The 19,996-nt window shown below is 69.4% G+C and carries 17 protein-coding genes; 9 read left to right on the top strand and 8 right to left on the bottom strand.

All coding sequences use genetic code 11. The features are described 5' to 3' along the window. Window positions 1-372 precede the first annotated feature (372 nt). A complete protein-coding gene (gene tssE / locus AC3WQR_RS10830) occupies window positions 373-963 on the top strand; it encodes a type VI secretion system baseplate subunit TssE (protein ID WP_492742022.1) in 591 nt (196 codons plus the stop codon). A 58-nt stretch (window positions 964-1,021) separates the two neighbouring features. Further along, complete coding sequence (gene tssF / locus AC3WQR_RS10825; RefSeq protein ID WP_492742021.1) at window positions 1,022-2,908, top strand: type VI secretion system baseplate subunit TssF; 1,887 nt, start codon at window positions 1,022-1,024, stop codon at window positions 2,906-2,908. Here the strand turns inward: tssF and AC3WQR_RS10820 are convergent. Next, entirely contained in the window at window positions 2,905-3,498 is a 594-nt protein-coding gene (locus tag AC3WQR_RS10820) for a TetR/AcrR family transcriptional regulator (protein ID WP_492742020.1), read from the bottom strand. The two genes, tssF and AC3WQR_RS10820, sit on opposite strands and share 4 nt — an antisense overlap. Window positions 3,499-3,583: 85 nt before the next feature. Here AC3WQR_RS10820 and AC3WQR_RS10815 point away from each other — a divergent pair, with 85 nt between their 5' ends. After that, complete coding sequence (locus tag AC3WQR_RS10815; protein ID WP_492742019.1) at window positions 3,584-4,012, top strand: VOC family protein; 429 nt, start codon at window positions 3,584-3,586, stop codon at window positions 4,010-4,012. A gap of 108 nt (window positions 4,013-4,120) precedes the next feature. On the opposite strand, the gene AC3WQR_RS10810 is transcribed toward AC3WQR_RS10815, so the two are convergent. Both AC3WQR_RS10810 and AC3WQR_RS10805 read right to left on the bottom strand, forming a co-directional pair. Further along, window positions 4,121-5,977, bottom strand: coding sequence for an ABC transporter ATP-binding protein (locus tag AC3WQR_RS10810; RefSeq protein ID WP_492742018.1), 1,857 nt, complete (start codon window positions 5,975-5,977; stop codon window positions 4,121-4,123). Window positions 5,978-6,060: 83 nt separating this feature from the next. Beyond that, complete coding sequence (locus AC3WQR_RS10805; protein WP_369647441.1) at window positions 6,061-7,017, bottom strand: LysR family transcriptional regulator; 957 nt, start codon at window positions 7,015-7,017, stop codon at window positions 6,061-6,063. Between the two features lie 100 nt (window positions 7,018-7,117). Between AC3WQR_RS10805 and AC3WQR_RS10800 the strand changes: the two genes are divergently transcribed. After that, a complete protein-coding gene (locus tag AC3WQR_RS10800; RefSeq protein ID WP_492742017.1) occupies window positions 7,118-7,942 on the top strand; it encodes a DODA-type extradiol aromatic ring-opening family dioxygenase in 825 nt (274 codons plus the stop codon). Window positions 7,943-7,971: 29 nt separating this feature from the next. Beyond that, window positions 7,972-8,850 (top strand): alpha/beta fold hydrolase, encoded by an 879-nt coding sequence (locus tag AC3WQR_RS10795; protein ID WP_492742016.1) that lies wholly within the window; start codon window positions 7,972-7,974, stop codon window positions 8,848-8,850. A gap of 12 nt (window positions 8,851-8,862) precedes the next feature. Here the strand turns inward: AC3WQR_RS10795 and AC3WQR_RS10790 are convergent, their stop codons facing one another. Then, window positions 8,863-9,990: an ABC transporter substrate-binding protein gene (locus tag AC3WQR_RS10790; RefSeq protein WP_492742015.1), complete on the bottom strand. Its 1,128-nt coding sequence runs from the start codon at window positions 9,988-9,990 to the stop codon at window positions 8,863-8,865. A 111-nt stretch (window positions 9,991-10,101) separates the two neighbouring features. Here AC3WQR_RS10790 and imuA point away from each other — a divergent pair, with 111 nt between their 5' ends. The 4 genes from imuA (at window position 10,102) to AC3WQR_RS10770 (ending at window position 16,551) form a co-directional block, all read left to right on the top strand. Continuing rightward, window positions 10,102-10,899, top strand: coding sequence for a translesion DNA synthesis-associated protein ImuA (gene imuA, locus AC3WQR_RS10785; protein WP_492742014.1), 798 nt, complete (start codon window positions 10,102-10,104; stop codon window positions 10,897-10,899). After that, entirely contained in the window at window positions 10,868-12,211 is a 1,344-nt protein-coding gene (locus AC3WQR_RS10780; RefSeq protein WP_492742013.1) for a Y-family DNA polymerase, read from the top strand. Before imuA ends, AC3WQR_RS10780 begins: the two co-directional genes overlap by 32 nt. Beyond that, window positions 12,204-15,554: an error-prone DNA polymerase gene (locus AC3WQR_RS10775; protein WP_492742012.1), complete on the top strand. Its 3,351-nt coding sequence runs from the start codon at window positions 12,204-12,206 to the stop codon at window positions 15,552-15,554. Before AC3WQR_RS10780 ends, AC3WQR_RS10775 begins: the two co-directional genes overlap by 8 nt. Window positions 15,555-15,624: 70 nt before the next feature. Then, window positions 15,625-16,551, top strand: a complete 927-nt coding sequence (locus tag AC3WQR_RS10770) for a hypothetical protein (RefSeq protein WP_492742011.1) — start codon at window positions 15,625-15,627, stop codon at window positions 16,549-16,551. A 19-nt stretch (window positions 16,552-16,570) separates the two neighbouring features. Here the strand turns inward: AC3WQR_RS10770 and AC3WQR_RS10765 are convergent, their stop codons facing one another. From AC3WQR_RS10765 to AC3WQR_RS10750, 4 genes are all read right to left on the bottom strand, one after another. Then, a complete protein-coding gene (locus AC3WQR_RS10765) occupies window positions 16,571-17,587 on the bottom strand; it encodes a phosphotransferase enzyme family protein (protein ID WP_492742010.1) in 1,017 nt (338 codons plus the stop codon). A gap of 78 nt (window positions 17,588-17,665) precedes the next feature. Next, window positions 17,666-18,271 carry an RNA 2',3'-cyclic phosphodiesterase gene (thpR, locus tag AC3WQR_RS10760; RefSeq protein ID WP_492742009.1) on the bottom strand — a complete coding sequence of 202 codons (606 nt, stop codon included), beginning with the start codon at window positions 18,269-18,271 and terminating at the stop codon, window positions 17,666-17,668. A gap of 36 nt (window positions 18,272-18,307) precedes the next feature. Next, window positions 18,308-18,544 (bottom strand): hypothetical protein, encoded by a 237-nt coding sequence (locus tag AC3WQR_RS10755; RefSeq protein ID WP_070059288.1) that lies wholly within the window; start codon window positions 18,542-18,544, stop codon window positions 18,308-18,310. A 78-nt stretch (window positions 18,545-18,622) separates the two neighbouring features. Beyond that, window positions 18,623-19,891 (bottom strand): SGNH/GDSL hydrolase family protein, encoded by a 1,269-nt coding sequence (locus AC3WQR_RS10750; RefSeq protein WP_492742008.1) that lies wholly within the window; start codon window positions 19,889-19,891, stop codon window positions 18,623-18,625. Between the last annotated feature and the right edge of the window lie 105 nt (window positions 19,892-19,996).

The following is a 19,996-nucleotide window of genomic DNA, read 5'->3' as shown; positions in this document are numbered from 1 at the left end:
GCAGAAGGCCTGCCCAAGAGAAACGGGGCCGCGAACGGCCCCGTGGCGCTGCGCTTGCGGTTTCAGCGCAGGCCGAAGAACGACAGCACGGCGACGACGACCACGACCAGGCCGACGATGTAGATGATGGAATTCACGCGAAGGCTCCTTGTGGTTGGCGATGACCCAGCATCGGGCGCCCGCCGGCGCGCGGGTGTCGGCGAGGGACGGTGCGTGCTGTAGGACTCGCGAAGCGCGCACACGGCGACAAATGCCCGAGATCGGCGTGGACGTGGGCGTGGGCGTGCACGCCCGGCCCGCTGTGTGACCATTGTTTGCAATGAGCGGCGGGCATCCACGCAAGACTCTGCCCCTTCCAGAAAAGGCCAGGTCATGCGGCTCACCGAGCAATCCCCGTTCACAGGTTCCCACCCCGCGCACCCCGGCGCCCGCGCGCCCCGCGGGCCCGATGCACCCGCCGCGCCGCGCGTCAACGCGCAGTTGCTGCCCACGCTGTTCGACCGCCTGCGCGACGAGGCGCCCGGCCGCAGCACCGAGCTGCCGTCCGAGTACACGGCCACGCCGGCCCGGATGCGCGAGATCATCCAGCGCGACCTGGCCCTGCTGTTCAACACCACCAACGCCGAAGACCTGATCGACCGCACGCGCCATGCCGATGCGGCGTCTTCCACCGTCAACTACGGCGTGCCGCCGCTGGCCGGCAGCTACCTGTCGGAGCGCAAGTGGGCGGACATCGAACGCATCATCCGCCGCGCCATCCGCGACTATGAGCCGCGCCTGATTCCCGACAGCGTGCAGGTCGTGCCGCTCATGAAGGAAGACGGCGCAGCCGAGGCCTACAACGTGCTGCTGTTCGAGATCCGTGCGCTCATTCACCTGAAGCCGTACCCGCTGGCCTTCACGGTGCAAAGCGCGGTCGACCTCGAGACCAACCGCATGCGCATCGTCGGCGCAGCGGATTGAAGCCTGTCTGTCCTTCATTTCTCCTTTATTTCAACCACGCCAGGGAAGGCTCACCGTCATGGACCCGCAACTCCTCGAGTACTACAACCGGGAACTCGTCTACATGCGCGAGGCGGCGAGCGAGTTCGCCGCTTCGCACCCCAAGATCGCCCGCCGCCTGGGCATGCACGGCATCGAGGTGGCCGACCCGTACGTGGAGCGGCTCATCGAGTCGTTCAGCTTCATGTCGGCGCGCATGCAGATCAAGCTTGACGCCGAATTTCCGCGCTTCACGCAGCGCCTGCTCGAGGTGCTGTACCCCAACTACCTGAGCCCCACGCCGTCGATGGCCGTGGCGCAGCTGCGTCCCAGCGTGAAGGAGGGCGACTTCACGCGCGGCTTCGTGGTGCCGCGCGGCACGGCTTTTCATGCGCGCGTGCCCGCGGGCGAGCAGACGCCCTGCGAGTTCCGCTCCAGCCAGGACGTGACGCTGTGGCCCTTCGAGATCGCCGAGGCGCGGCTCACCGGCGCACCGCCCGACATCCCGGCGCTGGAGCGCTACGTGCCGCCGCACGTGCAGGTGACGGGCGCGCTGCGCCTGCGGCTGCGGCTGCGCATCGTGGGCGAGATGGGTTTCTCGGCACTGTCGGGGCTCGACCGGTTGCCGATCTACCTGCGCGGCAACGAGCAGGTGGCGTCGCACCTGTTCGAGCTGCTGCACACCTCGGCGGTCGCGACCTTCATCGGCGAGCCCGGCCAGCTGATGGACCGCCCGCACGTCGTGACCGAAGGCGCGCTGGTGCACGAAGGGCTGGCGCCGGGCGAAGGCCTGCTGCCGCTGGCGTGGAACACCTTCCACGGCCACAACCTGCTGCACGAGTACTTCGCGTGCCCCGAGCGCTTCTATTTCTTCACGCTCACGCAGCTCGCGCCGGGGCTGGCGCGCATTCCCGGCAAGGAGGTCGAGATCGTCGTGTTGCTGAGCAAGCCGCCCGGCGCGCTGGGTGCGCTGGTCGATGCGGCGCAATTCGCGCTGTTCAGCACGCCGGTGGTCAACCTGTTCGAGCGGCGCACCGACCGCATCGAACTCGACAGCGCGCAGACCGAGTTCCATCTCGTGCCCGACCGCTCGCGGCCGATGGACTTCGAGGTGTATTCGGTGCAGCGCATCGCCGGCCAGCAGGCGCGCACCACGGCCGAGATCGACTTTCGTCCGCTCTACCAGACGCTCAATGAAGACGAAGGCAACCACGGCCGCTACTTCTCGGTGCGGCGCGAGCCGCGGCTGGTGTCGGAAACGGCGCGCAAGTACGGCACGCGCACGCCCTACATCGGCACCGAGGTGTTCCTGTCGCTGGTCGACCAGCAGGAGGCGCCGTACCCCGAGAGCCTGCGCTACCTGTCGGTGAAGGCGATGCTCACCAACCGCGACCTGCCGTGCCTCGTGCCGCGCAACGGGCAGGCCGACCTCGCGGTGGCCGATTCGATCCCGGTGTCGGCCGTGGGCCTCATCCGTGCGCCGAGCACGCCCAAGTCGCCGTTCGCGCAGCGCGAGATCGCGTGGCGGCTGATTCGCCAACTGGGCTTCAACCACCTGCCGCTGGCCGACATGCCGCACCGCGAAGGCGCGCAGGCGCTGCGCGACATGCTGCGGCTGTTCGTCACGGCCGACAACGACGTGCTGCGCCGGCAGATCGACTGCCTCGTCGGCTCGCGCATCGAACCCGTGACGCGGCGCCTGCCGGGCGCGGGGCCGCTGATCTACGGGCGCGGCGTGCAGTGCACGCTGAGCGTCGATGAAGAAGGCTTCTCGGGCACGAGCCCGTACCTGCTGGGGCTGGTGCTGGAGCACTACCTGGCGCGGCACGTGAGCATCAACGTGTTCACGCAGACCACGCTCGAATCGATGCAGCGCGGCACGGTGGCCAAGTGGCCCGTGCGCATGGGCGGGCGAGGCGCGGTCTAGTTACTCTTGGGCGGGAGCGCCTGCTCCAGCAGCCACAGCATGGCCGCCCGCACCTTGGCGGCATCGGCGCCGGCATCGATTTCCAGCGCCGCGCGGTCGAAGGCGGCCGACAGCAGGCGGGCGAGGGCGTCGAGCGACACCTCGCCGCGGCCCATGCCGGCGCGCGCCAGCCCCTGGCGCAGCGAGTTCGCCGAGGTGGCGTCGTCCATCGACATCATTTCCGCCAGGCCCAGCACGGCGGGCCCGTCGATCAGCAGCAGCCGGGTGCGACCCGGCACCGTCATCGCTTTCAGGTAAGCCTCGCTGCCCACGAGCAGGGCTTCGCGCGGGCCGAGTTCGTCGGGCGTGGCGGCATCGATGTCGGCCGCGACCGCCTGCGCCTCGAGCAGCAACACCTGGCGGAACAGGTCGCGCTTGTCGTTGAAGTGGTGGTACAGCGCGCCGCGCGTGATGCCGGCGGCCATGGCGATCTCGGGCGTGGAGGTGTCGCCGTAGCCCTTGTTGACGAAGAGCGTGCGGGCCGCCTCGGTCAGGGCGAGGCGGGTGGTTTCGGTGCGTTCGCGGTTGGTGCGTGCCGGGGTTTTGGCCATGACCCTAATTTACATGCAGTCTGTTTGTGGATTAATATTTAACTTACATGCAGTTTGTATGTTTTATCCACGAAGGAGCCACCCCATGAAAGTGACGAGCTATTACCCAGTGATCATGACCAACGACGTGGCCGGCACCGCGGCCTTCTACCAGGCGCATTTCGGGTTCGTGTCGCTGTTCACGACCGACTGGTACGTGCACCTGCAGCTGGCGGACGATGCCTCGGTGAACCTCGCCGTGCTCGACGGCAGCCACACGACCATTCCCGCCGAAGCGCGCGGGCAGGTGGCGGGCGGGCTGCTGCTGAACTTCGAGGTGGAAGATCCCGACGCGGTGCACGAGCGCCTGAAGGCGGCGGGCCTGCCGATCCTGCTGTCGCTGCGCGACGAGGCCTTCGGCCAGCGCCACTTCATCACGCGCGACCCGAACGGCGTGCTGATCGACATCATCAAGCCGATCCCGCCGTCGGGTGAATACGTCGCGCTGTACGAGGCCGGCACGTCACCGAGCTAGGCTCTCCCCCAGGCTTCGCGCACTTCGTGTCGCTGCGCCAACCCCCTTCCGGGGGCAACACCTGCGGCCCGGCAAGCCGGTTCCGCGGTGTTTCACGAAGGAGCCTTATCAGGCGCGCAGGGCTTCGTCTTCTTCCAGACCGTCGCCCAGGAAGCCGCCGCTCTGGTGCGCCCACAGCCGCGCATACAGGCCGCCCTGGGCCATCAGCGTGCGGTGGTCGCCTTCTTCGACGACCCGGCCTTCATCGAGCACGATGAGCCGGTCCATCGCGGCGATGGTCGACAGCCGGTGCGCGATGGCGATCACGGTCTTGCCTTCCATCAGCGTGTACAGGCTCTGCTGGATCGCGGCTTCGACCTCGGAGTCGAGTGCGCTCGTGGCTTCGTCGAGCAGCAGGATCGGCGCATCTTTCAGCATCACGCGCGCAATCGCCACGCGCTGGCGCTGGCCGCCCGAGAGCTTCACGCCGCGCTCGCCCACGTGCGCCTCGTAGCCGCGCCGTCCGCCCGCATCGCCCAGCGTCTGGATGAAGTCGTGCGCCTCGGCACGCCTGGCGGCGGCTTCGATCTGCGCCAGCGTGGCGTCGGGCCGGCCGTAGGCGATGTTGTCGGCCACCGAGCGGTGCATGAGCGAGGTGTCCTGCGTGACCATGCCGATGTGCATGCGCAGCGAATCCTGCGTGACCTTCGAGATGTCCTGCCCGTCGATGAGGATGCGGCCGCTCTCCAGGTCATGGAAGCGCAGCAGCAGGTTCACCAGCGTCGACTTGCCGGCGCCCGAACGGCCGACCAGGCCGATCTTCTCGCCGGGCTTCACGACCAGGTTCAGGTCGTCGATGACGCGGCGGCCCGCATCGCCATAGCGGAAGCTCGCCTGCTCGAAGCGCACCTCGCCGTGCGGCACGTCGAGCACCGTGGCATGGGGCGCGTCGAGCACCGTGCGCGGGCGCGACAGCGTCTTCATGCCGTCCTGCACCGTGCCGATGTTCTCGAACAGGCTGGTCATCTCCCACATGATCCAGTGCGACATGCCCTGCAGCCGCAGCGCCATCGCCGTGGCGGCGGCCACCGCGCCCACGCCCACCGTGCCGTGCGACCACAGCCACAGCGCCATGCCGGCCATGCCGGCCGTGAGGCCCATGCTCAGCGTGTGGTTGACGATCTCGAAGGCGCTCACCAGCCGCATCTGGCCGTAGCCCGTCTTCATGAACTCGCGCATCGCGTCGCGCGCAAAGCCGGCCTCGCGCTGCGTGTGCGAGAACAGCTTGACGGTCGCGATGTTGGTGTAAGCGTCGGTCACGCGCCCGGTCATGAGTGCGCGCGCGTCGGCCTGCGCCTTGCCGACCTTGCCCAGGCGCGGCACGAAGTACACCAGCGAGGCGATGTACAGCGCCAGCCAGATGACGAAGGGCCAGACCAGCTGCGCGTCGAGCACGCCCACCAGGATGATCATGGTGGCCACGTACACGCCCATGGCCACGAGCACGTCGGCCAGCACGAACACGGTCTCGCGCACGGCCAGCGCGGTCTGCATCACCTTGGCCGTGATGCGGCCCGCGAACTCGTCCTGGTAGAAGGCCATGCTCTGGCCCAGCATCAGGCGGTGGAAGTTCCAGCGCAGGCGCATCGGCAGGTTCACCGCCAGCGTCTGGTGCTTCACGATGGTCTGCAGCGCCACCACGCCGATGCTGATCACCAGGAACGCGGCCAGCCACAGCAGCGTGTCGCCACGCTCGGCCCACAGCTGCGAGGGCACCTGGCCGCCGAGCCAGTCGACGATGCGCCCGAGGATCGCGAACAGCGCGGCCTCGAAGGTCGACATCACCGCCGTGAGCACCGCCATCGCGGCGATCTTGCCGCGCACGCCGTGCGTGCAGGCCCACAGGAAGGCAAAGAAGCCCTGGGGCGGCAGCGTCGGTTCGGCGGCGGGGTACGGGGGAAGGAGTTTTTCGAAAAAGCGGAACAAGGAATCGGTCTCCAGCAGAGCCTTCGAATGTAGCCCTGCATGCATGACCTTGCCCCGAAAAGGTGCGTTCGGTTTTGCTGTCTTCAGCTTCCCTTCAGCCTCGGCGCGCGCGGCTGTGCCTGGGGGGCGTCGGCGCCTGCTGCCTTTGTTTCCATGCCCCCCAGCCGCGCGCTCAGGAAGTCGATGAAAGTTCGCAGCTTGGGCGACATGTACTGCCGGCTGGTGTACACGGCGAACAGCGTGACCGGCGTGGCCTCGAACGCGGGCAGCAGCCGTACCAGCCGGCCCTGCGCCAGGTCGTCGTCGATGAGCCAGACGGGCAGGTAGGCAATGCCCATGTCGGCGCGCACCGCGTGCAGCGTGAGCGTGGTGTCGTCCGAGCGCATCGCGGGCGTGAGCCGCAGCGGGAACATGCGCCCGCCCGGCCCCTTGAGCGCGAGGTTGTCCAGGTTCACGTAGCTGGGCACGATCGCGCCCAGCTTCGCGAGGTCGGCCGGCACCGCGGGCAGGGCGCCGTGGCGCTTCAGGTAGGCCGGCGTGCCCGCAAGATGAAAGGGCACGCGGCACAGCGGCCGCGCGATGAGCGCGGGCGAGGGCTCCTGCGTGGCGCGCAAGGCCAGGTCGTAGCCGTCGGCCGCGAGATCGACCTTGCGGTTCTCCAGGTGCATGTCGACCAGCACTTCGGGGTATGCCGCGCGGTAGTCGGCCAGCACGCGCGCAAAGCGCGGCGTGGCGCACCACACGGGCGCGCTCACCTTGAGCTGGCCGCGCGGCGCGTCGCTGGTCTGGCCGATGGCGGCTTCGGCCGCGTCGAGCAGGTCGAGCGCGCGGCGGCTCTGCTCGTACCAGGCGGTGCCGGCCTCGGTCAGGCTCAGGTGGCGGCTCGAGCGGTGCAGCAGCCGCGCGCCCAGCGATTTCTCGAGCTGCGCCACGTGCTTGCTGGCCATCGGCGCCGACAGGCCCAGGCGCTCGGCCGCGGCCACGAAACTGCCGGCCTCGACGACCTCGCGGAACACGCGCAGGCTGGTCATGCGGTCCATCGATGATTTCCTGTGAAGAAAGGATTCGATGCATCGTAGCCTGTCGATTTCCTGAAAGGAAATGTCTACAGTCGATCCAACGCCTTCAAGGAGCATCGACTTGACCCACGACACCACGCTTTCCCGCCTGCCCACGTACTTCATCTCGCACGGCGGCGGCCCCTGGCCCTGGATGAAGAAGGAGATGGGCGCCACCTACGACCAGCTCGCCGCCTCGCTGGCCGACATGCCGCGCCAGATCGGCCGCATGCCGGCCGCCATCCTCATGGTCTCGGCGCATTGGGAGTCGCCCGTGTTCACGGTGCAGGGCAACCCGCGCCCGCCCATGATCTACGACTACGGCGGCTTTCCGGCCCACACCTACGAGGTGCGCTACGCCTCGCCCGGCTCGCCCGAACTCGCGCAGCGCGTGCAATCGCTGATCGCCGCCGCCGGCCTGCCGGCGCAGATCGACCCCGAGCGCGGCTACGACCACGGCATGTTCTCGCCGATGGCCGCGATGTACCCGAACGCCGACGTGCCGGTGGTGCAGCTGTCGCTGCGGCGCGGGCTCGACCCGGCCGAGCACCTGGCATTGGGCCGCGCCATCGCGCCGCTGCGCGACGAGAACGTGCTCATCGTCGGCAGCGGCCTGAGCTATCACAACCTGCGCAACTTCGGCCCGCAGGCGCACGGCGTGTCCAAGGCCTTCGGCGACTGGCTCGACGAGACGGCTGTGCAGGCCACGCCGCAGGCGCGCGTGCAGCGCCTGCAGGACTGGGCCTCGGCCCCGTCGGCGCGCATGGCGCACCCGCGCGAGGAGCACCTGATTCCGCTGATGGTCGCGGTGGGCGCGGCCGAGGGTGACGTCGGCGAGCGCGTCTACCACGAGGACGCCTTCATGGGCGGGCTCGTGGTGTCGAGCTACCGGTTCGGCACGGACTGAGAGTGCGGGCCGCGCGGCAGAATGAAGCCATGCCCACGCCCGCTCTTCCCACCCCCGACGAATCCGCCGAAGCCCGGCGCCAGATCGCCCGCATCGAAGCCCTGTCCACCTCGCACGACCTGGTGCACGACGGCGTGCGCGTGCGCTGGCGCCGCTTCGGCACCGACACGACGAAGCCGCCCATCGTGCTGCTGCACGGCGGCCACGGCAGCTGGATGCACTGGCTGCGCAACGCCGAGGCGCTGTCGGCGCAGCGCACGCTGCTCCTGCCCGACATGCCCGGCTTTCACGATTCCGACGCGCTGCCGCGCGTGGCGCCCGGCGACGACGCGCTGGTGCCGCTTCTGGCCGCGCTCGGCGGCACGCTCGATGCGCTCATCGGCGCCGGCACGCCCATCGACCTGGGCGGTTTCTCGTTCGGCGGGCTCACCGCCGCGCGCTTCGCGGTGCGGCGCGGCGCCATCCGCCGGCTGGCGCTGATGGGCAGCGGCGGCCATGGCACCTTGCGCCGCATGACAGTCGAGATGATCAACTGGCGCGCCGCCCCCGACCGCGAGACCGAGCGCGCCGCGCTCATGCACAACCTGGGCGCGCTGATGCTGCACGACCCGGCCGCCATCGACCCGCTGGCCTTCGAGATCCACGACCTCTCGTGCCACGGCACGCGCTTTCGCAGCAAGGAGGTGTCGCTCTCGGGCGGGCTGCAGGCCGCGATCGACGCGCTGGGCGTGCCGACGCTGCTGCTGTGGGGCGAGTTCGACGTCACCGCCGATTCGCGTCCGCTGGTGGCGCAACTGGCCAGCGAAGGCCCGGGCCGCGAAGGCGTGGTGATCGACGGCGCGGGGCACTGGGTGCAGTACGAGCGCGCCGACGAGGTCAACGCGCAGCTGCTGCGCTTCCTGGGCTGAAGCGGTTCAGCCTCAGCGCAGGTAGCGCCCGTCGGCCTTGAGCATCGACAGTTCCGAGAAGGTCAGCCCGCGGTGCTCGCCGGGCCGGTACGACACGGCGATGCCGCCGAGGTCCAGCGTCTTGAACGACTCCAGGCCCTTCTGCAGCGACTCGGGCGTGGGGTTGGCGCCCGCGCGCTTCAGGCCTTCGACCATGACCTTGGCCGTGACGTAGCCCTCCAGGCTGGCGTAGCTGAACTCGGTCATGCCGATCTTCTTCATCGCCGCCTGGTACTCGGCAATCACCGGCATCGCGCTGTTCCACGGGTAGGGCACGACCTGCGAGATGACCACGCCGGCCGCGTCCTTCTTGATGTCCTGGAACAGCTTCTGTCCGTTCAGGAAAGAGAACGAATAGAACGCCGTCTCGCCGCCGGTCGCGCGGTAGGCCGCGATGAACTTCGCCGCCACGTCGTTGGTGGCCGACAGCACCACGGCCTTGGGCTTGAGCTTGGCCAGCTCGGCGGCGCGCTCGGCCGCGTCGGAACCGTCGTTCTTGATGGCCACGCTGCCGACCATCTTGTCGCCGCGTTCGGCAATGAACTTCTGCGTGCTCTCCATCGCCGAGCGCGCGCCGGGGTTGTCGTTGTGCGCGAAGGCGATGCGCGACAGGCCGATGGTGAACAGGTGGTTCACGATGCGGCTGTATTCCTCGTCGAAGCTGATGCGCACCGGAAAACCGAACTCGCTGAACTTCACCACCGGGCCCGCGCCCGTGTACGGGCCGACGACGGGAATCTTCAGCTCGTTGGCCGCCTTCAGCGCGCCGACCGCCGACGAGGTGCCGATGGGCATCAGCACGCCCACCGCGCCGTCGCGCGCGAAGGTCTTGACGTTCTCGGCGCCCTTGGCGGGGTCGTAGGCGTCGTCGAGCTGGCGCAGCTCGACCGGCCGGCCGTTGACGCCGCCGCTCGCGTTCAGCGCGGTGAACATGGCACGGATGCCCACCAGCGGCTCGGTCGACAGCGACGCGAGCGGGCCGGTCTGCACGTAGGTCTGGCCGATCAGGAGCGGCTTGGCGGGCTGGGCCGAGGCGGGCACCCCTGCGAAGACGAGCGCGGCGAGGGCCAGAAACCGCAGGTGAATCTTTTTGTGTCTCATGGTCACTAATTGTTAATAAACCGATCTTAAGGCGCGGGCCTTCGCAGGTAAATCGATCGCTGGTTGCGACCTGGGAAATACTGTATAAAAATACAGTTAACAACTGCAATCATGGGCCTCCCTTTCCTCGACTCCTTTTCCACCGCCGCGGGCCGCGGCGTCTGGCACGCCGACGAACTCGGCCTGGCCGACGCGCAGGTCGTGGCCACCGGGCATGCCGCGCTCGACGCCGAGCTGCCCGGCGGCGGCTGGCCCGTGGGCGCGATGACGGAGCTGCTGCAGGCCACGCCCGAGGCCCATGTCTGGCGCCTGCTGCTGCCCGCGCTGGCGCAGGCCGTGGAAGCGCGCGGCGGGCCGGTGGTGCTGGTCGGCGCGCCCTACGAGCCTTGCGGCACCGCGCTGGCGGCGCAGGGGCTGCCGGTGGAGGCGCTGATGTGCGTGCGCAGCGACGCCCCGGCCGCGCGGCTGTGGGCCTGCGAGCAGGCGCTGCGCTGCGCCGAGATCGCCGCCGTCGTCGCCTGGCTGCCGCAGGCCCGCGTGGGCGAGCTGCGGCGGCTGCAGCTGGCGGCCGCGCAGCACGAGGTGCTGCTGTTCGTGTTCCGGCCCGAGTCGGTGGCGCTGTCGGCCTCGCCCGCGCGCCTGCGCCTGCGCGCCGAGCGCTGCCCGGACGATCCGGCGCAGATCGCGCTGCACCTGCTCAAGCGCCGGGGGCCGCCGCTGGCCGCGCCGGTGCGGGTGCCGGCGCGCAACGCCCGCATGAGCGCGCTGCTGGCCGCCGCCCGCGTGCGGCGCCAGCTGCGCCTGCAGCCGCCCGTGGCACCGGCCGCCGCGCCGTCGGCCACGGTGGTGCGCATCGACGCATGGAAAGGAGGCCCGGATGCACTGGATCGCCTTGCAGTGGTCGTCTGAGTCCGAAGAAGCCGACGCCCCCGACATGCCCCCGCCCGAGGCCCTGGGCTGGTGGGCGCTGCAGTTCACGCCGCACGCCGCCTGGCAGGACGAGGCGCTGATGCTCGAGGTCTCGGCCTGCGAACGCCTGTGGGGCGGTCGCGCGCCGCTGATGCGCCAGCTGCTGGCCCTCAACCCCGCGCCCGACGCGCGCATGCGCGGCGCGCAGGGCGCCACCAGCCTGATCGCGCTGGCGCGGCTGCGCCTGTTCGCGCGCAACGAACACCGGCCCGCCGAGGTGCCGGCCGGCCTGCCGCTGGACACGCTGACGGCCGCGCAGGGCCACCTCGACCTGCTCGCGCGCCTGGGCTGCCGCACCTGGGGCGAGGTGGCGGCATTGCCGCGCGGCGGGCTGGCGCGGCGTTTCGGCGCCGGGCTGCGCGAGGCGCTCGACATCGCCTGGGGCCTGCGCCCCGAAACCCACGCCTGGCTCACGCTGCCTGACGTGTTCGAGCAGAAGCTCGAACTGCCCGCGCTGGCCGAGACCGGGCCCGAACTCATGTGGTCGGCCAACCGCCTGCTCTCGGCGCTGCAGATCTGGCTGCGCGCGCGCCAGCGCGGCGCGCGTGCGCTCGAGCTGCAGTGGACGCTCGACCTGCGGCGCCTCAACGGCGTGACCCTGCCGCCGCACCAGCAGCTCACCGTGCGCACGGCAGAGCCCACGCAGGACATGGCGCACCTGCGCCGCCTGCTGTCCGAAAAACTCGCGCTCACCACGCTGGCCGCGCCCGCGAGCTGGCTGAAGCTGCGCACGCTTGAAACCGATCCGCTGGCCGGCGCCAGCACCAGCTTCCTGCCGGAAGACAACCGCAAGGGCGACAAGCTGCACGAGATGGTCGAACGGCTCAGCGTGCGGCTCGGCGCCGACCAGGTGGTGGTGCCGATCGCGCAGGCCGACCACCGGCCCGAGCGCCAGCAGCGGTGGCGGCCCGCGCTGCAGAAAGAGAAAACGCCTGCACCCGACAAGGCCCGCAAGGACGCCGCCTCGCAGCCCGATGCGATCTACCCGCCCTGGCTGCTGCCCGAGCCCTTGCGGCTCGAGATGGACGGCGAGCGCCCGTGCTACTGCGGGCCGCTGCGCAAGCTGGTCGGGCCGCAGCGCGTGGAGGCCGGCTGGTGGGGCGGAGAAGAAGACGGCGGCCAGCCCGCGATGCGCGACTACTACGTGGCCGAAAGCCCCGAGGCCGGCCTGGTGTGGATCTTTCGCGAGCGGCCCGCCACGCGCTTTTCGTCGGGCGAGGTGCGCTGGTACCTGCAAGGCTTCTATGCCTGACCTGAGCGGCAAGGAAGAGCGCAAGCGCCAGCCCGCCAAGGTGCATGTGCTGCCGCAGCGGCTGCGTCCGGCGCCGGGCCTGCCCGGCTATGCCGAGCTGCACTGCCTCACGAACTTCAGCTTCCAGCGCGGCGCGTCGACGCCCGAAGAGGTGGTCGAGCGCGCCTACCACCTCGGCTATGCGGCGCTGGCCATCACCGACGAATGCTCGGTGGCCGGCATCGTGCGCGCGCATGTCGCGTTGCGCGACCTGCCCGCCAAGCTGGACACCTACGAGCGCGAGCACCCGGACGAGCCGCCGATCCCGCGCCACCCCGAATTCCGGCTGCTGTTCGGCAGCGAGTTCCGCTTCGAGCGCTTCAAGCTCGTGGTGATCGCGAACGACACCGAGGGCTGGGGCAACCTCTGCGAGTTCATCACCGCCGCGCGCAACACCGAGCTGCCCAAGGGCGAGTACCGCGTCGATTGGGACACGAGCGACGTCGCCTCGCTGCAGCGCTGCCAGGTGCTTTTCGTGCCGCACCGTCCGCCGGGCGGCATGCCGGATGCGGCCACCGTGCAGGACGACCTGGCCGCCGCCAGGGCGCTGTACGGCGACAACCTCTGGCTGGCCGTGGAGCTGTTCAACGAACTCGACGACGACCTCTGGCTCGTCACGCTGATGCAGGCGGGCGAACAGGCAGGCGTGCCGCTGGTCGCGGCCGGCGATGTGCACATGCATGCGCGCGGCCGCAAGCCGTTGCACGACGTGCTCACGGCGGTGCGCGAAGGCCGCACGGTGGCCGAGTGCGGCTTCGCGCTGCAGTCGAACGCCGAGCGGCACCTGCGCCAGCGGGTGCGGCTGGCCGAGCTGTACCTGCCCGCGATGCTGGCGAACACGCTGGCGGTGGCGCAGCGGTGCCGCTTCGATCCCGAGGTGATCCGCGAGACCTACAAGTACCCGCTGGAGACCGTGGGCAGCAGCGAGACGGCGGCGCAGACGCTGGTGCGCAAGACGTGGGAGGGCGCGCGGGTGCGCTATCCCGACGGCATTCCGGAGAAGGTGCGTGCACAGGTCCAGAAAGAACTCGACCTGATCACCGAGCTCGAATACGAGATGTTCTTCCTCACGGTGGAAGACATCGTGCGCTTCGCACGTTCTCAAGACATCCTCTGCCAGGGCCGCGGCTCGTCGGCCAACTCGGCGGTCTGCTACTGCCTCGGCATCACCGCGATCAACCCCGACAAAGGCCACCTGCTGTTCGAGCGCTTCCTGAGCCGCCATCGCAAGGAACCGCCCGACATCGACGTCGACTTCGAGCACCAGCGGCGCGAAGAAGTCATCCAGTACATCTACGCAAAGTACGGCCGCGAGCGCGCCGCCATCGCCGCCGTCGTCATCTGCTACCGCTCGCGCAGCGCCTTGCGCGACGTCGGCAAGGCCATCGGCATCGACGAGCGGCTGGTCGACGAATTCGCCAAGGACCACTACTGGTTCGACGACACCGTGCTCGGCGAGCAGCTCGACAAGGCCGCCGCGCGCGTCGGCGTGAAGGAAGACAGGCTCAAGCTGATGCAGTGGATCGAGATGACGCAGCGGCTCAAGGGCTTTCCGCGCCACCTGAGCCAGCACGTCGGCGGCTTCGTGCTCACGCACACCAAGCTCACGCGGCTGGTGCCGATCGAGAAGGCGTCGATGAAAGACCGCTCCGTCATCCAGTGGGAAAAGGACGACCTCGAAGCCATGGGGATGCTCAAGGTCGACGTGCTCGCGCTCGGCATGCTGAGCGCCATCCGCCGCGGGCTCGATCACATGAACCGCTGGCGGGGCTCGATGGTGGAGATGCACCACGTCCCCCACGACGACCCGAAGGTGTTCGACATGATCTGCGACGCCGACACCATCGGCGTGTTCCAGATCGAGAGCCGGGCGCAGATGTCGATGCTGCCGCGCCTGAAGCCGCGCACCTATGAAGACCTGGTGATCGAGGTCGCGATCGTGCGGCCGGGGCCCATCCAGGGCGGCATGGTGCATCCGTACCTGAAGCAGCGCGAGCGGGTGCTCAAGGGCTTGCCGATCCACTACGAGAAAGACGAGTTGCGCGAGGCGCTGGAACGCACGCTGGGCATTCCGATCTTCCAGGAGCAGGTGATGCAGATCGCCATGATCGCGGCGAAGTTCAGCGCAGACGAAGCCGATCAGTTGCGTCGTGCCATGGCCGCGTGGAAGCGCAAGGGCGGCCTCGACAAGTTTCACGCGAAGCTCGTGGATGGGATGGTGGACAACAAGTACCCGAAAGAGTTCGCCGAAGCCATCTTCAAGCAGATCCTCGGCTTCGGCGACTACGGCTTCCCCGAAAGCCACGCCGCGAGCTTCGCGCTGCTGGTCACCGTGAGCAGCTGGCTCAAGAACTACGAGCCCGCCTGCTTCCTCGCCGCCTTGCTCGACTCGCAACCGATGGGCTTCTACAGCCCTTCGCAACTGGTGCAGGACGCGCGCCGCCATGGGGTCGAGGTGCGGCCGGTCGACGTCACATGCAGCGAGATCGACACCACGCTCGAGGCCCGCGCACCCGATGCGCCGCGCATGCCGCCAGGCACCGACACGCGCTACGCCGAGCGCCTGGGCAACGAGAACCAGCCGGCGGTGCGGCTGGGCCTGAATCGGGTCCTGAGCCTCAGCGAAGCCGGCGCCAGGCGTTTGCTCGCAGCGCGCGCGCAAGCGCCTTTCACCAGCACCGAAGATCTGGCTTTGCGCGCCGAACTCGAAGGCAAGGACATGGCCGCGCTCGCGGCGGCCGATGCGCTGATGTCGCTCTCGGGCCATCGGCGCCAGCAGGTGTGGGACGCCACCGCGCAGCACCGCTCGTCGGCCCTGCTCAAGGGCGTGCCGATCCACGAACAGGCGCTGCTCCTGCCGGCCGCGCCCGAGGGCGAGGAAATCGTCGGCGACTACGCGGCGCTGGGCCTCACGCTGCGCCGCCATCCGCTCGCGCTGCTGCGCCCGCGCCTGGCGCGCATGCGGCTCCTGAGCGCGGTGGAGTTGCGCGCCGCGCGCAGCGGCCAGACCGTGCGCGCCTGCGGCATCGTCAAGGGCCGGCAGCGGCCCGGCACCGCCAACGGCACCATCTTCGTCACGCTGGAAGACGAGACCGGCAACGTCAACGTGATCGTCTGGAGCCACGTCATCGAGGCCTGGCGCGAGCCCCTGCTCAAGTCGCACCTGCTCGCGGTGCAGGGCACCTGGCAGCGCGACGACGACAGCGGCGGCAAGGTGCAGCACCTGATCGCCACGGGCTTCAAGGACCTCACGCCGCTGCTGGGCCGGCTGGCGCAGAGCAATACCAGCCGCGACTTCCACTGAGGCATTGCGAATGCAACCGATCGTTCCATGCCTCGCGCCGCCCCTCACTTTTCGCTAACCTGTTCTTCCCATGTCCGCACTCGCCGCAACCGCCGGATTTGCCCTTGCCGATGAGGTCGTCGCCACGCCGATCGGCCCGCCGCCGCCCGCGCCCGATGTGCCCATGCCGCCACCGCCGCCGCCCGTGCTGCCGCCCGAGGGCGATCCGCCGCCCGTCATGCCCCCGGTGACGGACCCCGGTTTTCCGCCGCCGGTGAGCGACCCGCCGCCCCTGCAGACCGCCGTGCCTTTCGGCAAGCCGCATGCACGGCGCCTGCGCGAGATCTACCGCTCGGCCGGCTGGCCCTGCTGCGACACCATCGAGGTCGAGCTGCTCGCGGGCGGTTTTCTCGAACGCGTGCGCGGCGCGCTGGGCCACGAGACGCTGCGCGTGACCGATGCGGGCATTGCGCGCATTGCCACCACGCTCACGGTCAACCGCGCGGCGCTGTCGCCGCACGAGGCGCTGGTGGAGCGCGTGGCGCGCGAGATGACGCGCGGCGGCCGCATTGCCTGGCGCGGCCTGGGCCTGCGCGCCCGGCTGCCACCGCTGGAGGAGGGCGGCAAGCCGCGCTGGTGCATGGCGCGGCCCGATGTCTTTTCGATTCGCAACACCAGCGTCGAGGCCTATGCGCATCCCATCGTGCACGAGGTGAAGGTCAGCCGCGCCGACCTGCTGGGCGACCTGCGCAAGCCCGACAAGCGCGCGGCCTACCTCGACCTGGGCGGCGAGTGCTGGTACGTGCTGGGCAACGACGCCAAGGGCCGCTGCATCGCGTCACCCGACGAGATCCCGGCCGAATGCGGCGTGATGGTGCTCGAGGGCGAGCGTCTCGTGGTGGCACGCGCCGCGGTGCACCGCGCCTTCGAGCGCATTCCTTTTTCGGTGTGGCTGGCGCTGGCCAAGGCGCAGCCCGTGGCGGGCTTCGAGGACGACGCGCAGGACCTGCTGATCTGACCCGCGCCCTTCGGGTGCTTCAGGTGATGGCGTCGTAGTCCCGGTGTGCGACGGCGACCACGTTGCCCGGATCGAACTGGCTCGCCATCTGGCGCAGGCCTTCCTCGCGGTCTTCGCGGCTGGCCTGCGGGTCGAACATCTGGTCGCAGAACTCGAGCAGGTCGCGCACGATGCGTTCGTGGCGGTAGTAGGCGAGGGCGAGCGTGTCGACCGCCTCGCTCGTGCCGTAGCCCTGGAAGAACAGCGCTTCTTCGCGCGGCTGGTTCCACACGCCGCCGACCCCGCCGCCGATGAACATCAGGTCGCGCTCCTTGGGCGCGAGGGTCAGCGTGTCCCAGTCGACGATGCACAGGCGGTCGTCGTCGCCCAGCAGCACGTTGCCCGCGTGCAGGTCGGCATGGCACAGCACCTGCGGCAGCGACTTCTCGAGCAGGATCGAGGCGAGCTGTTCGCTGCGGTAGACGATCGAATCGATCTCTTCGTCGTGCGCGTCCCAGAAGGCCAGAAAGCGCTTGACCAGATCGTCGCCCGCCACGCCGTTGATGAAGCGGCGCTGGTAGCCACGCACGCCTTCGCGCCAGTGGTGCGAATAGCTTTCGCGCGGCAGGCCCGCGCGCAGAGATTCGGGCAGCTCGGTGCGGTGGATGGCGTTCAGCGCGGTGCCGAGCGCGGTCCATTGCCGGTCGGTCGGTGCGCGCGTGAAGCCGTCGACGCCATCGAAGAAGGGGTAGAGCGCCCAGTCGAAGCCCTGGTCCTGCACGCTGAGCCGCCGCGTGCGCGTGAGCAGCGGGGCCATCACGGCGTCGATGTCATAGGTGTGATGCAGCACGGCCGGCACGTCGACCACGGCGGGCGTGAAGCCGCCGCGGCGCAGCTTCAGGAAATAGGCGCGGCCGTCCGAGGCCTCGATGCGGAACGCGGCCGAGTCGACGTCGGCGCCCAGCGGCAGGAATTCCGCGCGTTTCACCTGCAGGTCGTAGGTTTCGGCGAGACGCGCTTGAACGGCGTCGGGGGCGATATCGGGTGGTGTCAGCATGCGGCGGGCGTGGCGTGGGTTCGATGGGCGCCAAAAATTGTCTCACCCGATCAGGCCACGAAAGCCGGCCGGCCCTTGTCAGACGCCGTCTTCTTTGTCTTCTTCGTCGGCCTCGTAGGTGGCCAGCACCTTGTGCTCGACGGGATGCGAAGTGAACGAGCGCACGAGCAGGAATTTCCTCACGCGCCACGGGATCGGCGGCAGGCGCATCGGGTAGGCCGCGCCCTCGGTGCGGCGGGCGATGGTGATGTGCGGTGTGAACATCGGCGTTTCCGTGACGATGCCCGCCTTCTGGACCGCACGGCCGATGTCCGCATGCAGGGTGCGCAAAGCGCCGTGCTCGGCGGGCTGCAGCACCGCGATGTCGTTGCGCCATGTGCGCGAGCTGTCCAGCACGAGGCTCATGGGCCGCACCCGAACCTGGGCGAGTGCTTCACGCAGGCGTTTCTCGACATCCTTGGGCTGGTCGCCGAAGCAGTGGAGCGTCAGGTGCAGTCGCGGGCTGCGAGGAAAGTAGTGGCCCTTGGGCCAGATCCATTCCTTGCGGTGCGCTTCGATCGCCGCTTGCACCTCGGGCTCGGGAAACAGCGCGATGAGAAGGTGGCGTTGCCTCTCGAAAGCGGGGGAGTCCCAGTCGGGTTCGGGCCCGTTCGCAAACGCATCGCCACGGTGGAAGTCGTCCATTGCAGTTCTCCGGGGGAAGAAGGATGAAAAGGCGGTTCAGGGCTCCGGCGGCCACCAATGCGCGGCCGTCGTCCGGATGACGCGCGCCGCCTGAACGCGGATGTCATCCTGTTCGTTGCTGTCGTCGTGGCCGTGCTCCCGCGTCACGCGGAAGGGCCAGTTCGAAATCCGGCCTGTCTTGCCGGTGGTGCGCGAACGCGACTGCAACGGATGCTGTCGCGAGGAGAAAAAAAGCACCTGCGCCGAGGGCGCAGGCGGGTTGGCGGTGGTCATGGCGTCGCCTCGAATGTTGTTCTTGGAGACGAGCCATTCTAGAGAAAAGACTGTATTTATGTACAGTATATTTGCAGTCTATCGAAGATCGTTGCCGAGCAGGGCGTCGAGGTCGATGGCCGCCGCCATCGCCCGGTAGCCGGCGTCGCCGGGATGCAGGTGGTCGCCCGAATCCATGGCGGCTTTGAGCCGCATCGGCCGGGCCGGGTCGCGCAGCAGGGCGTCGACATCGACCACCGCATCGAAGGCACCGCTTTCGCGGATCCAGCGGTTGATGGCCTGGCGCACCTTGTCTTTCTCGGGCGAGTGGTGGCCGGCCAGCGGCGTGCCTTCGAGCGCACGTTCATTCGGCGGAATCGTCGCGCCCACGATGCGCACGTTGTGGGCGTGGGCCATCTCGATCAGCTGGCGAAAGCCCTGGATCACGGCCTCGGCGCGCACCGCGGGCTCCTGCGGTGCAAAGGGGCCACCGGGCCAGCCGATGTCGTTGGTGCCCAGCAGCACGACCATCGCGCGCACGCCGGGCTGCGCGAACACATCGCGGCCCGCGCGTTCGAGCGCCGCGCGGCCCATGCCGTCCTTCAGCAGCCGGCCGCCCGAGATGCCGGCGTTGAGCACGCCCACGCCGCGCGGCGCGAGCCGTTCGGCCAGCGCGTCGGGCCAGCGCGTGTGGGCGCCGGGCGTCGAGCCGTTGCCGTCCGTGATCGAGTCGCCCAGCGCGACGACGGTGACGGGCGCCTGGGGCGTCTCGACGATCAGCCCGCTCACGTAGACGCGCGTGCTCCACGAGGTGGCGGCGGCCGGCAGTCGCGCGGCGGCGCTCAGGTCGCCGTCGGCGATGTACAGCGTCTGCCGCGCATCGAAGTGAAAGCCTGCGGGCTGGCTGGGTTCCGGCAGGTAGAGCGACACGGCCACCTCGCTCAGCGCGGGCAGCGGCAGGTCGACCGGGTCGCTCACGAGGCGTGCGCCGGGTGGCACGGTCACGTCGGTCCGGCCCCCGAAACGCAGCACGCGGTCGGTGCCTTCGACGACCGCCGAGCCGTTCGCATGGCGGGCCACGCGGGCGGCGCCGATGTGCAGCGGCGTGGTGCCGCCTTCGTTGCTGATCACCACGCGCAGCCGCGTGCCGCCGATGCTCAGGCGCGCCACATGGCGCAGCGTCTGCCGCTCGAAGCGGGCGGGAATGCCGACGGGCAGAACGAAGCTTGGGTCCCACAGCGGCTGGGTGGCGGCCATCCAGCTGGGGCTCCAGTGGGTGGGCGCTGCAACGGAGACGGTGGCGGCGCCCGCGAGGGAAAGGGCGAGCGCGCCCTGGCGCAGGAGGGAGGTGAGTCGCGAAGCGGTCATGTGAATGTCCTCAGGTGAAAGAAGTGTCGATGGACGAACTTTCTTCTATTCGAATCGCGAGGGGTAGGAGGCAGAATGGCATGCATCACATTCCTGATTCGAATG

This window comes from Variovorax sp. FW305-3-2-15-B-LB1 (genome assembly GCF_058787635.1).
Note: the sequence above shows the minus strand (reverse complement) of the source record. Positions and strands in the feature narration are given on the sequence as shown.